A 16,142-nucleotide genomic window follows, 5' to 3' on the forward strand; every position below is an offset into this window, starting at 1 on the left:
TATGGATCTTCTCGCGTGGCTTGCCGAGCCACTCCAGTACGGGTTCCTCACCCGGGCCCTGATCGTCACCGTCGCCGCAGCGGTTGTCTCGGCGGTGCTTTCCTGCTGGCTGATCCTCATGGGCTGGTCGCTGATGGGCGACGCCGTTTCCCACGCCGTGCTGCCCGGGGTGGCCCTGGCGTACCTCGTCGGCCTCCCGTTTTCGATCGGCGCCTTCATCTTCGGGGCCGGCGCCGTTGCCCTGATCGGGGTGGTCCGTTCGACGACGAAGCTCAAGCCCGACACGGTGATCGGCGTGGTGTTCACGTCGCTGTTCGCGGCGGGCCTCGCCATCATCTCGAGCACGCCGTCGCAGGTCGACCTCATGCACATCCTGTTCGGGAACGTGCTCGGGGTCACCGACAGCGAACTGGTGCAGGTGGTGGGACTGGGCCTGCTGACCCTCGCCGTCGTGCTCTTCAAACGCCGGGACCTGACGCTGCTGGCCTTCGACCGGACGCACGCCCACGTGATCGGGCTCAACACGCGGTTCCTTTCGGCGCTGCTGCTGGGGCTGCTAGCGCTCAGCGTTGTTGTGGGCCTCCAGGCCGTGGGCATCATCCTCGTGATCGCCATGCTGATCACCCCCGGGGCAACGGCATTCCTGCTCACCCGCAGCTTCGAACGCATGCTCGTCCTGGCGGTGTGCATCACCGTCGCCGCCTCGCTGGCGGGCATCTACGCCAGCTACTACCTCGACATTTCAACGGGGGCGGCGGTTGTCCTGGCGCAGTCCCTCGTCTTCACCGCTGTCTACCTGTTCTCCCGGCCCAACGGCGTGCTGTGGCAGCAGCTCCGCGCGCGCGACAGCCGCAGGCGCTCCCGGTCCACCACCGACGCGCTTGCCGGTGGAACAATCTGACGATGGGACCGAAGAAGGGCACAGTACTCAGCACCGACTCCGCCAGCGTCCAGGACTACGTCAAGACGATCTACGGGTTTACCGAGTGGCAGGACAAACCGATCACGGCATCGCAGCTTGCCGGGCGCCTCTCCGTCGCCAATTCCTCGGTGACCGAAATGGTGACCAAACTGGTTGACCTTGGCCTGGCCGAACGCCGCAAGTACAGCCCGATCACGCTCACCGGCGAGGGCCGGCGGCTGGCCCTGGCGATGGTGCGCCGCCACCGCCTCCTTGAAACCTTCCTGGTGGACGAGCTCGGCTACCGCTGGGATGAGGTGCACGACGAAGCGGAGCTGCTTGAGCACACGGTCTCCGATGCCTTCATCGAGCGCCTCGATGAGAAGCTCGGCAGGCCGCGGCGCGATCCCCACGGGGATCCGATCCCCACGGCCGAGGGCGAGGTGGAACTGCCTGCCGCAGTGCCGCTGGGAACCCTCGACGACGGCCACCGCGCCCGCGTGGCGCGCATCAGCGACGAGGACCCGGCGGTCCTTCGCTACCTCAGCTCCAACGCCGTGGGTCTCGACACCCCGCTGGAGGTGCGTGGACGCCGGCCCTTCGGCGGTGCGCTGACTGTTGTGGCAGGACACGGAACGGGCAGCGTCGAGCTCGAGGTCGGCGACCTGCTCGCCGGGTCGATCTGGGTTGAAACCGCCGACCCCCACCCCGGGTGCAGCCTGGACTCCTCCCCGGCCTGAGCGGCGCCGGTCAAGCCGTGAGGGTTTCCGGCTTCCGTTCGGCGGCGAACGTCAGCATCCTTACACTTGGCTAAGAACGTCCCTTCGACATTGGAGCTGCCGCGTGACAACACTTGGCCTGGAAGAGGAGTACCTGCTGCTTGAGCCTGATTCGGGCCTTCCCTCAGCCAGGGCCACGGAGGTGCAGAAACTGCTTGAGCAGGTACCCGAAATCCGGGCCGACGACATCCAGCGCGAACTGCTCAGCTGCCAGATCGAAACGGCAACGCCCGTGTGCGACACCCTCACCGAGGCCGAGGAGTCGCTGCTCAACTTCCGGCGCCAGCTCGACACGGCCGCGCGGAGCATGGGGATCCTCGCCGCCGCCACGGCCACGGCCCCGCGCTTCGAGCCGGCCTACCCCGACATCACCGACAAGCAGCGCTACCGGGAGCTCAAGGCAAGCGCGCCGGGAATTGTCGGGGACCAGTTCGTCAACGGCCTGCACGTGCATGTTGGCGTCCCCGACAAGGACACGGGGGTCCAGGCGCTCAACCGCATCCGCCCGTGGCTTCCCATCATCACGGCGCTCAGCACGAACTCCCCGTTCTGGCTGGACCGGGACAGCGGCTTCTCAAGCTGGCGGCTGGTGCACTACCGGCGGTGGCCGGTGCAGGGCATCGCCCCGGTGTTCGCCGACGCCGAGGACTACGAAAGGCGCATCTCCCGGCTCGTCGGCACGGGGGCCATCATCGACCGCGGGGTGCTGACGTGGATGGCACGGCTGTCCGACCGCTACCCCACCCTTGAGGTCCGGGCCGGCGACGTCCAGCTCGAAGCACAGGATTCTGTGCTGATCGGCGCCCTTGTCCGTGCCTTGGTGAACACAGCCCTTCAGGATACGGTGGCGGGGACGGTGTTCCTCAACCCCGACCCCGAACTGCTCGACGCGGCCCTGTGGCAGGCGGCGCGGGACGGGCTTGCGGCAAGCGCCGTCGACCTGCGCTCCGGGGAGCTGGTGCCGGCGCGCGCCCAGATGGAAGCCCTGCTCGACTACGTGGGGCCCGCCCTTGACGCCGAGGGAGACTCGGAGTGGGTGAGCGCCGGGCTTGAGTCGGTCTGGCAGCAGGGCACCGGTGCCGAACGCCAGCGCCGTGCCATGCGCGAGGGCGGCATGCCGGCACTCATCGACCTCTACGCCGCGGCCCTCACCCACGAGCGCTGACGGGCCCGCTCACGGCACCTCGAGGATCCGGACCTCCCAGGGCCGCAGGGTCCTTGGCGCTCCGGCGTCGTTGTAATTGCCCAGCAGCAGACGGCCCTGCCCATCGCTCTCGTCCAGGGCAAGCTCGGTTCCCGAGACATTGCCGAGGATCCGCAGCGTCGTGCCGTCGAGGCTCCGGGTGAAGGCGTAGAGCACCTGGTCGTCGGGGTGCTCGAGCTCGAAGCGGCCCAGCCGCACCACCTCGCTGTCGTGGCGCAACGCGATCAGCCGCTTGTAGAAACGGAAGACGGAGCGGTCGGAGGACCTGTCCTGCTCGGCGTTGATGGCCGTGTAATTCGGGTTGACCGCCATCCACGGCGTCCCCGCGGTGAACCCGGCATGCGCGGCACCCGACCACTGGACGGGGGTGCGGGCGTTGTCCCTGCTCATCCGCCGCAGGCCCTCGAGCACGTCCGCGGGCTCCAGGCCCAGTTCAGATGTCGCTTCGGCGTACCAGTTGCACGATTCGACGTCGTGGAAGTCCTCGATCGAGGTGAACGGAACGTTCGTCATGCCGAGTTCCTCCCCCTGGTAGATGTACGGCGTGCCGCGGTGCAGGTGCAGCAGCGCCGCCCACAGGGTTGCGGATTCGTAGCGGTACGCGGTGTCGTCGCCGAACCGCGAGACCGAGCGCGGCTGGTCGTGGTTGTTGAGGTACAGGCTGTTCCACCCGGTGTCCGCGAGACCCTTCTGCCACCGGTTCCACGAGGTCTTCAGGTCCCGGAGGTCGAGGCCGCGGTAGTCCCACTTGCCGCCCGGGCCCTGGTCGAGGCTCACGTGTTCGAACTGGAAGACCATGTCCACTTCCCGGCGCCCGGGGTCGGTGAAGCGTCGAGCCTCGTCGATCGTGACTCCGGGCATCTCCCCCGCAGTGATCAGGTCGCCGTCCCTGCCGTCGAACACCTCACGCCCCATTTCGGCGAGGAATTCGTGGATCCGCGGCCCCGACACGTAGTACGGGGCGCCGTCGGCCCAGAGCTGGCCGGGAGGCACAACGCCGTCGGGCAGCGCCGGGTCCTTCGAGAGGAAGTTGACAACGTCCATGCGGAACCCATCGACGCCCCGGTCCAGCCACCAGCGCATCATCGAATAGACCGCCTGGCGCACCTCGGCGTTCTCCCAGTTCAGGTCAGGCTGCTCGGGCGCGAAGAGGTGGAGGTAGTACTGCCCGGTTTTCTCATCCAGCGTCCAGACCGGTCCGCTGAAGAACGAGCGCCAGTTGGTCGGTTCTGCTCCGCGCTCCCCCGCCGTGAACCCCTCGCGGGGGTCCCGCCACCAGTACCAGTCGCGTTTCGGGTTATCGGGCGAGGACGCCGACTCAACGAACCAGGGATGCTCGTTGGAGGTGTGGTTCACCACCAGGTCCATGACCAGTTTCATGCCGCGGGCATGGAGGCCTTCAACGAGCCGGTCGAAGTCATCGAGCGTTCCGAACACCGGATCGATGTCCTGGTAGCCGCTGATGTCGTAGCCGTTGTCCTTCTGCGGTGAGGCATAGATCGGCGAGAGCCACACCACGTCAACGCCAAGGTCCGCGAGGTAGTCGAGGCGGGTGATGATCCCGGGCAGGTCTCCGATGCCGTCCCCGTTCGTGTCGGCAAAGCTGCGCGGATAGATCTGGTAGACGACGGCGCCGGTCCACCAGGGCGGCGATGCTGGAGACGTGGGGCTCACGGAAAAGGGCCTTCCTTTGGGCGGACGCGACCCCTCGACTATGCCACGGGGCACCCGCTTCGCCGCGGAAGACGCGTCAGCGCCCTTCGTTGCGCCGAAGCATCCCAACGATCATGCACACCAGCCCCACAAGCAGCGGCACAAGCGTCAGCAGGGTGTGCGTGCCGCCGACGTAGCTCATGACGAAGATGTAAATGAACGTCCCACCGACGAGCAGCCACCCGAAGACGAGCAGCACCTTGCCCCGGTTGGGTGGGGGAAGCGGCGGCAGCCACGGCGGCGGCCGGTCAGTCCAGCTCATGGCGCAAGTCTAGTGTTGCCGGGCACCGCACCGGGCCGCAGGGCAGGCGCGGACCGGTCCTTGCCAGACCGCCGAACGCTGGTACGTCCGGCGGGGTGGCGGGTCGCGCGCAAAAAACGGCAGGGAAGCGTCCGAAAACGCTTCCCTGCCGGGAGTGTGGAGATGGCGGGAATTGAACCCGCGTCCGATGCAGTGTAGTCAGGGCTTCTCCGGGCGCAGTTTGCGTCGGTTTTTCTCAGCTCCAGCCATCGTGCAAACAAGTGGCTGCCGAGCTCAGTTGTATAAGAGTCCCCCTGGTTCCTACAACAAAAACCAGGAGCAGTGGCCCTCTAAATGACGCCAGGATCCGGGGCGAGAGCAAACCCGGTCTGACGGACTAGCTACGCTGCTTAGGCAGCGAGAGCGAAGTCAGTGCGCTTAGATTCGGCACTTATTGTTTTACAGAGAGCGTTTACGAGATAACCCTGTATCCTCGGCCCGCTTCCCCTGTCGCGACTAACATCGTCGAAACCTGTCATCCCCGTATGTAGTTATCAAGCTCCGGATCCACCGTGCGGTTTCCCCAGACGTTCAGTGTAACGCATGCGCCGCAGCAGTGATTCCCTGCCCGGGCAGGGATCAGAACCGGATTCCGAGGATGACGATCTGGGCCTGCCAGAGCAGGACCACAACGAAGGAAACGGTGACGAAGGCGATGCCCAGTGCCGCCAGCGCCGTGGTCGCCGCCTGCTTGCGGCGGAAGCTCCACCAGAAAATCGCGGCGTTCAGCAGCAGCAGCACTGGCGAGATCCACACCAGGGCCTGCGCGAGGTAAACGTACACAAGGAAGAAGAACGGGATGAGGGAAAGGATTCCCACGGGGATGATCGCGAACAGCAGCAGCAGGTCAACGACGGCGCCGGCGGTGACCCACCAGGGCCGCCGGAAGCGCAGTTCGGATTCCTCGACGTCGTCACTCGTGTCCTGGGCTTCCCAGAAGACATTGCTCATGGCTCAGGCGCCCAGGTTCTTTTCGCGCATCGCGCGGAGCGCCTCGCGGTTGTCCTGCTTTTCGCGGAGGGTCTGCCGCTTGTCGTAGTCTCGCTTGCCCCGGGCGACGGCGATCTCGACCTTTGCGCGTCCGTTGAGGAAGTAAAGCTGCAGCGGGACGAGGGTGAAGCCGGACTCCCGGATCTTCTGCGAGATCTTCGTCAGTTCGTCGCGGTGCAGGAGCAGTTTCCGGCGGCGGCGCGCGGCGTGGTTCGTCCAGCTTCCCTGCGTGTATTCGGGGATATGGATGCCTTCGAGCCACAGCTCGTCGTTGTAGAAGATGGCGTAGCCGTCCACCAGCGAGGCCCTGCCGGCCCGCAGGGACTTGACCTCGGTGCCCATCAGGGCGATGCCCGCCTCGTAGGTATCGAGGACCTCGTAGTCGTGCCGGGCCTTTCGATTGGTGGCCACTACCTTCCGGCCACTTTCCTTAGGCACGGCAAACTCCTTGATCGGCGCGGGGCGGACCGGGCGGTCCGCCGGAGGACAACGCGTCCTATTCTACGACTAGAGCAGCCCCATCGGATTCACGAGGCTTCCATTGAGGACCGTCTCGAAGTGGAGGTGGCACCCCGTCGAGTTACCGGTGGTTCCCGTGTAGCCGATCAGCTGGCCGGCGCTCACACGCTGGCCCGGGTAAACATTGAAGCTGCTCAGGTGGTAGAAGTTCGTGGCAAGCGCGTTGCCGCCCACCACGCCGTGGTTCAGAACGATGCGGTTGCCGGCACCCTGGAGGGCGTTCGAGTCGGCGTACCAGACCTCGCCCGAGGCCGGGGCGTAGAGCGCGGTTCCGCAGCCCACACCGTAGTCGATTCCGGTGTGCGTGTAGCCGCCGGAGCCGTTGAAGTCGATGCTTCCCACCGGCGTCGGGCGCCAGCCGAAACCGGAGCTGATCGGGCCGCTGACCGGCGGGCGGAGCCCGAACGCGCTGGGGTTCGACGCCGGCGGGGCCTCGGGGGTCACCGGGCGGACTGGCGCAACCGGCGCGGGGGCGACGGGGGCCGGCGCCGGGCGGTTCGCTGCTGCTGCCTCGGCTGCGCGCCGCTCGTTTTCGGCCTGGGCCGCTGCGGCTGCCTCGGCTGCGCGGCGTTCGGTTTCGACCCGCGCCCGCTCCTCGGCTTCGGCCCGCAGACGGGCCTCCTCCGCCTTACGTGCCTCTTCGATGAGGCGCCGCTGGCGCTCGGCGATGTCGTTGGTGACCTTCTGGTGGGCCTTTTCCACGCTCGCCAGTTTTGCCTCGATCACCGGTTTTTGCTTCTGCAGCTTCGCCGAGAGGCTCGACGTGTCTGCGATGAGCGTGTCGACCTTGGCTTTTTGGGCGGCCGCGGCGTCGCGCGCCGACTGTTCCGCGGCGAGGGCTGCCTCGGCCTTGGCCTTGAGGTCCGAGATTTCGGCTTCGACGGCCGCCAGCCGGGCCTGGCTGTTGGCGTTGGTGGCGTTCTGCTGGGAAAGGCGGTCCATCGCGGCATTCTGGCTGCGCAGTGCCTGGTCGACCATGTCCATGGAGTTGGTGAGGCTCTCCGCGCCCTCGGCGCCGAGCATCAGCGAGACGTCGGAGGGAACCCCGCCGTTCTTGTAGGCCTGGGTGGCGATCTGGCCGATGACCTTGCGGGTCTCCTCCATCTCCGCCTTGTCCTTGGTCAGCTGCTCAGTGATCTTGGACTTTGTCTCCTGGGCGAGCTGGACGCGCATGCCCAGTGCGTTGACCTCGTTCGTCGCGGACTCAACGCGGCCCTGAGCGTCGGCCAGTGCCTGCTGGGCGCCGGGGAGCTGGCCCTGGTACACCTTCAGCTGGGCGATGGTCTCGGTGATGTCTTCGTCGAGGTATTCGATCGACTGCTGGACCTCGGAGATTTCGGACTCGAGGGCCGACTTTTTGTCTTCGAGGTCGTCAGCGAAAACCGGGCTGCTGAAGCCAAGGGCGAGTGCCGCGGCCAGGGCAATCGATGTCCCTGCGGCCGTCCGAAGGATGAACGGGCGCCTGCCCGGATGTGCCGACCGAAGATTCATGAAACGTCCCCCATTTTCACTGAGCATAGCTGTTAAACCTTCACGTAACGTCGCAGGGTAAGCAGGGATGAGATGCCTGCCAGTAGTGCACCCAGCAGAATGAGCGCCGGGACCAGCAGGAGAACCTGCTGGGTTGAGATAAAAGCCGTCTCCGGGTATTCGCGGGCGAGCCATCCGCCGATCAGGAAACGGGAAACTCCCCAGAGCGCCGCCGACGCGAGCAACGCGCCCACGACGGCGGCGATCACTCCCTCGAGGATGAAGGGAAGCTGGATGACGGCCTTCGACGCTCCGACAAGCCGCATGATGCCGGTCTCGCGTCGACGGCTGAACGCCGAAAGCCGGATCGTCGTCGCGATCAGGAGGATGGCGCACACCGTCATCACGCCGGCCACCACCAGGGCGGCCAGCGAGGCCCGGTTCATCACCGAGAAGACCTTCTCGAGCAGTTCACGCTGGTCACTGACGACGTCGACGCCGGGCGTGGAGGAGAACGCCTCATTGATGACCTCGTACTTTTCCGGATCGACGAGGTTCACGCGGAACGATTCGGGCAACTGGTCGGCGGTGACCGAGTCGACGATCGGAGAGTTGGCGAACTGGTCCTTGAAGTGGCCGAGCGCATCCTTCTGCGACTCGTACTCCACCGACGCCACGTAGGGGCTGAACGCTTCCGACTCGAGCATGCCGCGGATGGACTCCCGCTGCTCTTCGGTGACCGGGCCGGCGGCGCAGCTGGGCGAGGTCGAGTTCTCGACGCACAGGAACACGGCGACCTGCACGCGGTCGTACCAGTACCCCTTCATCTGGTTGATCTGCAGCTGGAGGAGCCCGGCCGCGCCGACGAACGTCAGCGAGATGAAGGTGACGAGGATGACGGAGATGACCATCGAGAGGTTCCGGCGCAGGCCTGAACCGATCTCGGAGAGGATGAATGCAAGCCTCATTCGGCGGCCACTCCGGTTTCACCGATGTAGATGCCCTGGGCGTCGTCGCGGACAACCGCTCCGTTGCGCAGCTCGACCACGCGCTTGCGCATGGTGTTCACAATGTCGTCGTCGTGCGTTGCCATTACTACGGTAGTGCCGTTCTGGTTGATGCGGTCGAGCACGCGCATGATGCCCATCGACGTGGTCGGGTCGAGGTTGCCGGTGGGCTCGTCCGCCAGCAGGATCCCGGGGCGGTTCACGATGGCGCGGGCGATTGCCACGCGCTGCTGCTCGCCGCCGGAGAGCTCGTGGGGTAGGCGGTTGTCCTTGCCCTCGAGTCCGACCGTCTTGAGGACCTCGGGGACGGTCTCCCGGATCACGGCCCGGCTGCGCCCGATGACCTGCATGGCGAACGCGACATTTGCGAAAACCGTCTTGTTGGGGAGCAGCCGGAAGTCCTGGAACACGACGCCGATGCCGCGGCGGAGCCGCGGTACCCGCCAGCTCGGAATGTTGGCGACGTTCTGTCCCGCCACGTAGACGGCGCCGCGCGAGGCGGCGTCCTCCTTGAGCACGAGACGGATGAACGTCGACTTCCCGGAGCCGGAGGCGCCCACCAGAAAGACGAACTCGCCGCGGTCCACCTCAAGGGAGACGGAGTCCAGCGCCGGGCGCGACTTCTGGTCGTACACCTTGGTGACGTTTTCAAATGTGATCATGACTAGTCCGCGCCGAGTCCAGCCGGCAGGTTCCCGGGCGATGCCCGCTGAATATGGTTCCTGCCCGCTGGCGCTCGACGCGCCGGTTCGCCTTTCGATGATGCACCGACGTTGTGTCGGGTGTGAAAGATGTGAAGGATGTTACTCGGAGGATACCGCGCAGGACTGGATTTCACCAGAGAGGTAGGCTCCATGCACCTTAATATAGGGCCGCCGGGGCCGTCCGTCGCCCCGGAATTGGCGCAAAAATAAAGTGGTGCGCCGCTACTGGTCGGCGTTGCGGTTGTTGGTGCGCCAGCGGATGCCCGCGTCGATGAAATCGTCGATCTCGCCGTCGAAAACGGCCGAGGTGTTGCCCACCTCGTGCTCCGTCCGGAGGTCCTTGACCATCTGGTACGGGTTGAGCACGTAGGAGCGCATCTGGTCTCCCCACGAGGCCTTCACATCACCGGCGAACGCCTTCTTCTCAGCGTCCTCCTGCTCCTTCTTCAGCAGCAGCAGTCGCGACTGAAGCACCCGCATGGCGGCGGCCCGGTTCTGGATCTGGGATTTCTCGTTCTGCATCGAGACCACAAGCCCGGTCGGGAGGTGGGTCAGGCGGACCGCGGAGTCGGTGGTGTTGACCGACTGGCCGCCCGGGCCCGAGGAGCGGAAGACATCGACGCGGATGTCGTTGTCGGGAACCTCGATGACGTCTGTCTGTTCGATCAGCGGGATGACCTCGACCGCCGCGAAGGAGGTCTGCCGGCGGCCCTGGTTGTCGAACGGGCTGATGCGCACCAGGCGGTGGGTTCCGGCCTCCACAGACAGCGTGCCGAACGCGTAGGGCGCCTTGACTTCAAAGGTGGCCGACTTGAGTCCGGCTTCTTCGGCGTAGGAGGTGTCGAGCACCTGGGTCGGGTACCCGTGGCGCTCGGCCCAGCGCAGGTACATGCGCAGCAGCATCTCGGCGAAGTCGGCGGCGTCGACTCCCCCGGCACCCGACCGGATGCTCACCACTGCCTCACGCTCGTCGTACTCACCGGCAAGCAGTGTGACGATCTCGAGCTGGTCGAGTGCCTTGCTCAGCGAGGTCAGTTCCTTCTCCGCCTCCGCGAGGGTGTCCTCGTCGTCCTCGGCCTGGCCGAGTTCGACCATGATCTCGAGGTCGTCAATGCGTGACTGGAGGGTTTCGAGCCGCTCCAGGGCCGACTGCCGGTGCGAAAGCTTCGAGGTGATCTTCTGCGCTGCCGCCGGGTCGTCCCAAAGGTCGGGAGCGCCGGCTTCTTCGCTGAGTTCGGCGATGTCCTTACGGATTCCGTCGACGTCGGACACCTGCTCAATTGACGTGTACTTGGCGCGCAGTGCGCGGATCTCTGCGGGAAAATCAGTGGCTGCCATGGTGGTTCTAGCCTACGTCATCAGCGCCGCGGCGGCTCCGGAGCGGACCGCCCAGGTGGTTCCGGCAGGGCGGGCAGGACCGGGAAATCCCGTTGACAGCAACCAACGGCGGCTTTAGGTTGTAGCCGTTACGCGCCGTTTCCACAGCCGCAACGCAGCATCGCCCACCGGTCTTGTCGCCTTCCAGGCATCGAATGCATTCTTTGGGCAGGACTCGCGACAGCAGCACTCCTGCCACGGCCAGGAGCCTGATCATGAAAACCTCAAACAAGCTGTGCCTTCCGCTTCTCATCACGCTGTCACTCACCGCCGGAACGGCGTCCGCCGCCGCGGCCCCGGAGGAGGAAGCCCCCGCCCCGTGGCCTCCCGAAGACACCGGGGGCCGGTACCTGCCCGTTCCCGACGATTACTACGCGCCTTTCGAGGTCCAGGCGTGCGGTAGCACCGTCACCATCGCATCCGGAGACGTCCGGGAGGTCCGGTACAAGTCCCGGGTGAAGCGGGACGGATCTACGGTGGTGAAATTCCGGGGTGACTCCACCGTTGACCTGACCCGGGCCTCGGACGGTGCGTTCATCGACGAACTCGACGTCTCAGGGCGGGGCTCCCAGCGCATCTCGGCTGATCAGCGGACCGTTGTCGAATCGTTCAAGGGTCCCTCAATCGTCTATCCCATAAGTCCCGCTGATGCCGCGGCGCTGGCCGAAGAAGGCTTCCCGGAGTTCTTCTACTTTGAGCACGGAAAGCTGTCCCTTGAGCTCGAATTTCAAGGAGATCCGACCGCCGTCGGACCAACCTCGGTGGAGGTGCTCATGAACACCGCCATGAACGTCCGCGATGTATGCGACATGCTCGATGAGGCGGCGGAACGGGCCTAGTCCTGCAGCCCGCCGCACGCCGGCCGACCCGACTTAGGGAGCGTAGCGGTCGGCCGGCGGGTGGCGGTTCTTGCCCGCTGGAACGGGCGGCGGTCGTGGCCGGTTGCCGGGGTGGCGGTCCTGCTCGCGGGGCTTATCGCCGGCCCTGCCGCCTTCGCCCAGTCACCGGTCTCGCCTGAGTCCGCTCCGGTTGTGACAGCCGGGAAACCCCTGCCGCCGGTCGATGAGACCGCGTTGACAGCACCCAGCGGCGGCCTTAGGTTGTACGCGTTAGGCGCCGCTTCCACGGCCGCTTCGCAGCATCGCCCCACCGGTCTTGTCGCCTTCCAGGCATCGAATGCATTCTTTGGGCAGGACTCGCGAGCAGCACTCCTGCCACGGCCAGGAGCCTGATCATGAAATCCTCGAACAAGCTGTGCCTTCCGCTTCTCATCGCGCTGTCTCTCACCGCCGGGACGGCGTCCGCCGCCGCGGCCCCGGAGGAAGCCTCCGCCCCATGGCCTCCGGAGGACACCGGGGGCCGGTACCTGCCCGTTCCCGACGAGTATTACGAACCTATCGAGGTCCAGGCGTGCGGCACCACCGTCATCATGACGACCGGAGACGTGCGGGAGGTTCGGTACAAGGCCCGGGTGAAGCGGGACGGATCAACGATGGTGAAGTACCGGGGCGATTTCACCGTTGACCTGACCCGGGTCTCGGACGGTGCGTTCATCGACGAACTGGACATCTCCGGAGCGGCATCCGAGCGCGTCTCGGCTGATCAGCGGAACGTTGTCGTATCGCTCAAGGGTCCCTCAATCGTCTATCCGCTAAGTCCCGCTCAAGCCGCCGCAATGGCCGAAGATGGTTTCCCGGAGTTCTTCTACTTCGAGCACGGAAAGCTGTCCCTTGAGCTCGAATTTCAAGGAGATCCGACTGCCGTCCCACCAACCTCGGTGGAGGTGCTCATGGACACCGCCATGAACGTCCGCGATGTGTGTGAAATGCTCGATGAGGCGGCGGAACGGGCCTAGTCCTGCAGTCCGCCGCACGCCGGCCGACCTGGCTCAGGAAGCGGTCGGCCGGCCGGTGGCGGTTCTCAAGCCCGTTGCCCGAGACCACGTCGCGCGGAAGAGGCGGTTCTTGCCCGCGGGAATGTGCCCTCCCCGAGAAAGCTGAAGTTTTGCGCAGGATTTCCTCAAGGGCCGCAGTCGTGGCCGGTTGCCGGGGGTGCCACCCCTTACAGTGATGCCGACCGGATGAGCCGGTCACTCGCTATCTGGGGAGGAGACGTCATTGTCTCTGCATGAAAACGTCCGCACTCGGACTCCACTGGACCGCCTGCTCAAGGGGACCACCCTTGCCGGGGTGGCGGTCCTGCTCGCGGGGCTTATCACCGGCCCTGCCGCCTACGGCCAGGCACCGGTCTCGCCTGAACCCACTCCGACAGTGACAGCCGGAGAAACCCTTCCGCCGGTCGATGAAACCACGCCCGTGCCGGTTCCCAGCGAATCGGCACCCACCGAAACCACCGAGCCCATCGAGGAACCCGGCAATCCGGTGAACGTGACTCCGCCCGCAGTCACAGGCACTGCAGTGGTGGACAGGCCGGTCACCGTGTTCACCGGTGAGTGGACAGGCGTTGACTCCGGGCTCCTTTGGCTGCAGTGGATAGCCGACGGCGAAGTGGTCCACGGAGCCAGCGCTCGGCCTGGCGAGACATTCCAGTTCTGGATACCCGGAGGCGCCGGGGGCAAGAACCTCGTTCTGTCGGTCCACCCGTGGCCGAGCGGTGAACCGGTTACGACAGCACCGCTTAAGGTAGGCATCGGGGTCATCGACGGAGTGGGGTGGACCAACACCGTCAACGGCAAGCCGATGGTCGGCCAGCAGTTGAGTGTCTACGAACCCACCTGGACAGACAGCTACCAGATCGAGCCCACCAAGACCTACCAGTGGTACCGCGGTGCCTCCCCCATCATTGGGGCCACCTCCCGTACCTACACTCCGGTGGCTGCCGACGTCGGGCAGAAGGTCTGGGCGCAAGCCACCCTCAACGCACCGGGATATGCGCCCGACGTCGCCGCCTCGATCCAGGTGACCGTCGCACCCGGGGTCCTCACGGCTCCGGTGCCCACCATCACGGGCACGGCCCGCGTCGGGCAGACCCAGACCGCCACCCCCGGTACCTGGCCGGTGGGCACCACGCTGACCTACCAGTGGTACCGCGGCACAACACCAATCGCCGGGGCAGTCGGGCGGACCTATACACCCACAGCTGCTGACAACGGGAAAGCGATCAAGGTAGGCGTACGCGGGGCCAAGGCCGGCTACACCACCGTCTCCAAGTACTCCGGCGCGCGCACGATCGCACCGGGAATCATCACCGCCACCTCGTCGGTCGCCGTCAGCGGCACGCACCGATACGGCCAGACGCTGAGGGTATCCCAGGGCTGGTCCCCCGCACCAGCCGCCATCAAATATCAGTGGTACCGCGCCGGTGTTGCGGTACCTGGCGCAACGGGATCATCCCTGTTGCTCAACTCCTGGTATGTCGGCCAGACGGTGTCAGTCAAAGTCACGGTTTCCAAGCCTGGCTACACCACACGCTCAACCACCACCGTGCGCAAGACCGTCGGCGAGGCCATTTTCGCCGTGACTTCAGCACCGCGGATCAGCGGAACGCCGAAGGTCGGCTACACGCTCACCACAAGCCTCGGCACCTACAGCCAGACGCCGTCCAGCTACGCCTACCAGTGGTACCGCAACGGCACCGCGATCTCCGGCGCGACGAGCCGCTCCTACAAGCTGACCTCCGCCGACGGCGGAAAGCAGATCACCGCACGCGTCTACGCCAAGCGGAACTACTACGAGACGCGCTCGGCCCTCAGCGCCGCCGTCACCGTGCCCGCGGTTCCGGTTGTGGTGCTCGGCGGTGATGGAACTTACGAGGTTGGAACCGCGCTGAAGCCAGGACTCTACAAGGCCACCGGCACCGGAGCATCCTGCTACTGGGAGCGGCTCAACGGTTTCGGCGGCGGCTTTGAGGACATCAACGCAAACTACTTTGGATCGGCCCGGACCTACGTGCAGATCCTTCCCACCGACGCGGGCTTTACGACCTCCGGCTGCGGCAAGTGGACAACGGTCACCACGGCGGGGGCGCGGGCGACGAGCATCACGGCCGACGGCACCTACCGGGTGGGCATCGACATCCTGCCGGGGACCTACTACGGGTCTGGCACAGGGAATGACTGCTACTGGGCAACCCTTTCGGGGTTCACGGAAGATTTCGATCAGCTGCTCGACAACCATTTCGGGTCCCAAAGGACGATCGTGACAATCTCGTCCGATGTAAAAGGTTTCACGGTCGCCGGCTGCGGCACGCTGACCCGGAAGTAAGACACAACGAAGGCCGGGCACTCCCAGAAGGAAGGGAGAGCCCGGCCTTTGTTGTGCACCCGCCATGAGCGGCAAACGGTCGATACTCAGGGGCAGCTCTCACAGGGCAACGGCTGTGCCGGCCCTGCGAGCGCGGCGGCCCTCAACCGCCTTGCCCAAGCCGGCCGCCTGAACCGGCCCGGAATCCTCATCAAGCCCGGGCGGCTGAAGGAGTCCAGACGGATCCGAAAGTCCGGGCGTGGGAAGAGGGAGTGGCGGGGCTGGAGCGGGTCGGGGTTGCCCGCCCGACGGCGTTCGACGTTCCGGCGGCGCTCGGCGGTCTCAAGGTAGGAAGCCATCTCGGCATTGTGCAGGCTGAGGAAGTATTCGGGTGGTTGGTTCAGCATGGGTGTTGCTCCTGCGTCTTTGGTGGATAGAAGGCACCAACACGAGGCGGATAGGTCCGCCTCGATTAGCGGCTTCCCCTCAGGGCTCGGCTTTGAGCCGGTCGGACATGAGCGGGGCTTTCGAGCAGAGCTCGAGTCCCCTGTGGGCATTGGCGAGGAGGTCGGCAACCCTCCACTGGGTGAACGGCAGCCTCTCACGGGCGGGTTGTGCTTCCCACCCCACCCGGGCGAAGACGGCGAGGGTCACCGTGAGGACGATCAGCAAAGACATTCGTTCTCCTATTCGGGATGGGGTGGCGGAGAGCACCGGAATTCAGATCGAGGGAGTGTTGCCGAACGGAATGCTCGGTAACGTCCCGGCGCTCCACGAAAGATGCGAAGCGGGCGGAAGCCCCACCTCTTTTCCGTCGGAGTGGACCAGCCGCAGGACTCCCCTTCCGGAGAGCGCGACCACAAGTACGCCAAGTACTGCGAGAACAATGAGGAAGTCCATGCATCAATTCTGAAACTTGGGGAGGAGAACAAATAGTGGCAGAAACGCCACATTGCATCTGATTTCTGCCATAAT

The 16,142-nt window shown here is 65.6% G+C and carries 16 protein-coding genes and 1 other RNA gene; 6 read left to right on the plus strand and 11 right to left on the minus strand.

The annotated features are described in order from the left end of the window. Position 1: 1 nt before the first annotated feature. The 3 genes from AC4D2R_RS07705 to AC4D2R_RS07715 all read left to right on the plus strand — a co-directional run bounded on the left by AC4D2R_RS07705 (position 2) and on the right by AC4D2R_RS07715 (position 2,845). Positions 2-901: a metal ABC transporter permease gene (locus tag AC4D2R_RS07705; protein ID WP_490899760.1), complete on the plus strand. Its 900-nt coding sequence runs from the start codon at positions 2-4 to the stop codon at positions 899-901. Positions 902-903: 2 nt separating this feature from the next. After that, a complete protein-coding gene (locus tag AC4D2R_RS07710) occupies positions 904-1,641 on the plus strand; it encodes a metal-dependent transcriptional regulator (protein WP_490899759.1) in 738 nt (245 codons plus the stop codon). A 103-nt stretch (positions 1,642-1,744) separates the two neighbouring features. Beyond that, positions 1,745-2,845: a carboxylate-amine ligase gene (locus AC4D2R_RS07715; protein ID WP_490938973.1), complete on the plus strand. Its 1,101-nt coding sequence runs from the start codon at positions 1,745-1,747 to the stop codon at positions 2,843-2,845. A 9-nt stretch (positions 2,846-2,854) separates the two neighbouring features. Here the strand turns inward: AC4D2R_RS07715 and AC4D2R_RS07720 are convergent, their stop codons facing one another. The 9 genes from AC4D2R_RS07720 to prfB form a co-directional block, all read right to left on the minus strand. Then, positions 2,855-4,558 carry an alpha-glucosidase gene (locus tag AC4D2R_RS07720; protein WP_490938975.1) on the minus strand — a complete coding sequence of 568 codons (1,704 nt, stop codon included), beginning with the start codon at positions 4,556-4,558 and terminating at the stop codon, positions 2,855-2,857. A gap of 76 nt (positions 4,559-4,634) precedes the next feature. Continuing rightward, a complete protein-coding gene (locus tag AC4D2R_RS07725) occupies positions 4,635-4,859 on the minus strand; it encodes a hypothetical protein (protein ID WP_490938977.1) in 225 nt (74 codons plus the stop codon). 154 nt (positions 4,860-5,013) lie between these two features. Next, positions 5,014-5,381, minus strand: a transfer-messenger RNA (tmRNA) gene (gene ssrA / locus AC4D2R_RS07730). 96 nt (positions 5,382-5,477) lie between these two features. Further along, a complete protein-coding gene (locus tag AC4D2R_RS07735) occupies positions 5,478-5,849 on the minus strand; it encodes a hypothetical protein (protein WP_490938979.1) in 372 nt (123 codons plus the stop codon). Between the two features lie 3 nt (positions 5,850-5,852). Further along, entirely contained in the window at positions 5,853-6,326 is a 474-nt protein-coding gene (gene smpB, locus AC4D2R_RS07740) for an SsrA-binding protein SmpB (protein ID WP_490899754.1), read from the minus strand. Between the two features lie 69 nt (positions 6,327-6,395). Beyond that, positions 6,396-7,898 (minus strand): peptidoglycan DD-metalloendopeptidase family protein, encoded by a 1,503-nt coding sequence (locus AC4D2R_RS07745; protein WP_490899753.1) that lies wholly within the window; start codon positions 7,896-7,898, stop codon positions 6,396-6,398. 32 nt (positions 7,899-7,930) lie between these two features. Next, a complete protein-coding gene (gene ftsX, locus AC4D2R_RS07750; RefSeq protein WP_490899752.1) occupies positions 7,931-8,845 on the minus strand; it encodes a permease-like cell division protein FtsX in 915 nt (304 codons plus the stop codon). After that, positions 8,842-9,546, minus strand: coding sequence for a cell division ATP-binding protein FtsE (gene ftsE, locus AC4D2R_RS07755; protein WP_490899751.1), 705 nt, complete (start codon positions 9,544-9,546; stop codon positions 8,842-8,844). The genes ftsX and ftsE overlap by 4 nt, the downstream gene beginning before the upstream one ends. Positions 9,547-9,810: 264 nt before the next feature. Beyond that, positions 9,811-10,926, minus strand: coding sequence for a peptide chain release factor 2 (gene prfB / locus AC4D2R_RS07760; RefSeq protein ID WP_490899750.1), 1,116 nt, complete (start codon positions 10,924-10,926; stop codon positions 9,811-9,813). A 254-nt stretch (positions 10,927-11,180) separates the two neighbouring features. Here prfB and AC4D2R_RS07765 point away from each other — a divergent pair, with 254 nt between their 5' ends. The 3 genes from AC4D2R_RS07765 to AC4D2R_RS07775 all read left to right on the plus strand — a co-directional run bounded on the left by AC4D2R_RS07765 (position 11,181) and on the right by AC4D2R_RS07775 (position 15,188). Further along, positions 11,181-11,804 carry a hypothetical protein gene (locus tag AC4D2R_RS07765; RefSeq protein ID WP_490938981.1) on the plus strand — a complete coding sequence of 208 codons (624 nt, stop codon included), beginning with the start codon at positions 11,181-11,183 and terminating at the stop codon, positions 11,802-11,804. A 395-nt stretch (positions 11,805-12,199) separates the two neighbouring features. Next, positions 12,200-12,820, plus strand: a complete 621-nt coding sequence (locus tag AC4D2R_RS07770; RefSeq protein ID WP_490938983.1) for a hypothetical protein — start codon at positions 12,200-12,202, stop codon at positions 12,818-12,820. Between the two features lie 262 nt (positions 12,821-13,082). Continuing rightward, positions 13,083-15,188, plus strand: a complete 2,106-nt coding sequence (locus tag AC4D2R_RS07775; RefSeq protein WP_490938985.1) for an Rv1352/Rv1906c domain-containing protein — start codon at positions 13,083-13,085, stop codon at positions 15,186-15,188. Between the two features lie 465 nt (positions 15,189-15,653). On the opposite strand, the gene AC4D2R_RS07780 is transcribed toward AC4D2R_RS07775, so the two are convergent. Both AC4D2R_RS07780 and AC4D2R_RS07785 read right to left on the minus strand, forming a co-directional pair. Further along, complete coding sequence (locus tag AC4D2R_RS07780; RefSeq protein WP_490938987.1) at positions 15,654-15,845, minus strand: hypothetical protein; 192 nt, start codon at positions 15,843-15,845, stop codon at positions 15,654-15,656. A gap of 42 nt (positions 15,846-15,887) precedes the next feature. Next, positions 15,888-16,067 carry a hypothetical protein gene (locus tag AC4D2R_RS07785; RefSeq protein ID WP_490938989.1) on the minus strand — a complete coding sequence of 60 codons (180 nt, stop codon included), beginning with the start codon at positions 16,065-16,067 and terminating at the stop codon, positions 15,888-15,890. Positions 16,068-16,142 lie beyond the last annotated feature (75 nt).

This window comes from Arthrobacter sp. TJ-217, assembly GCF_058269255.1.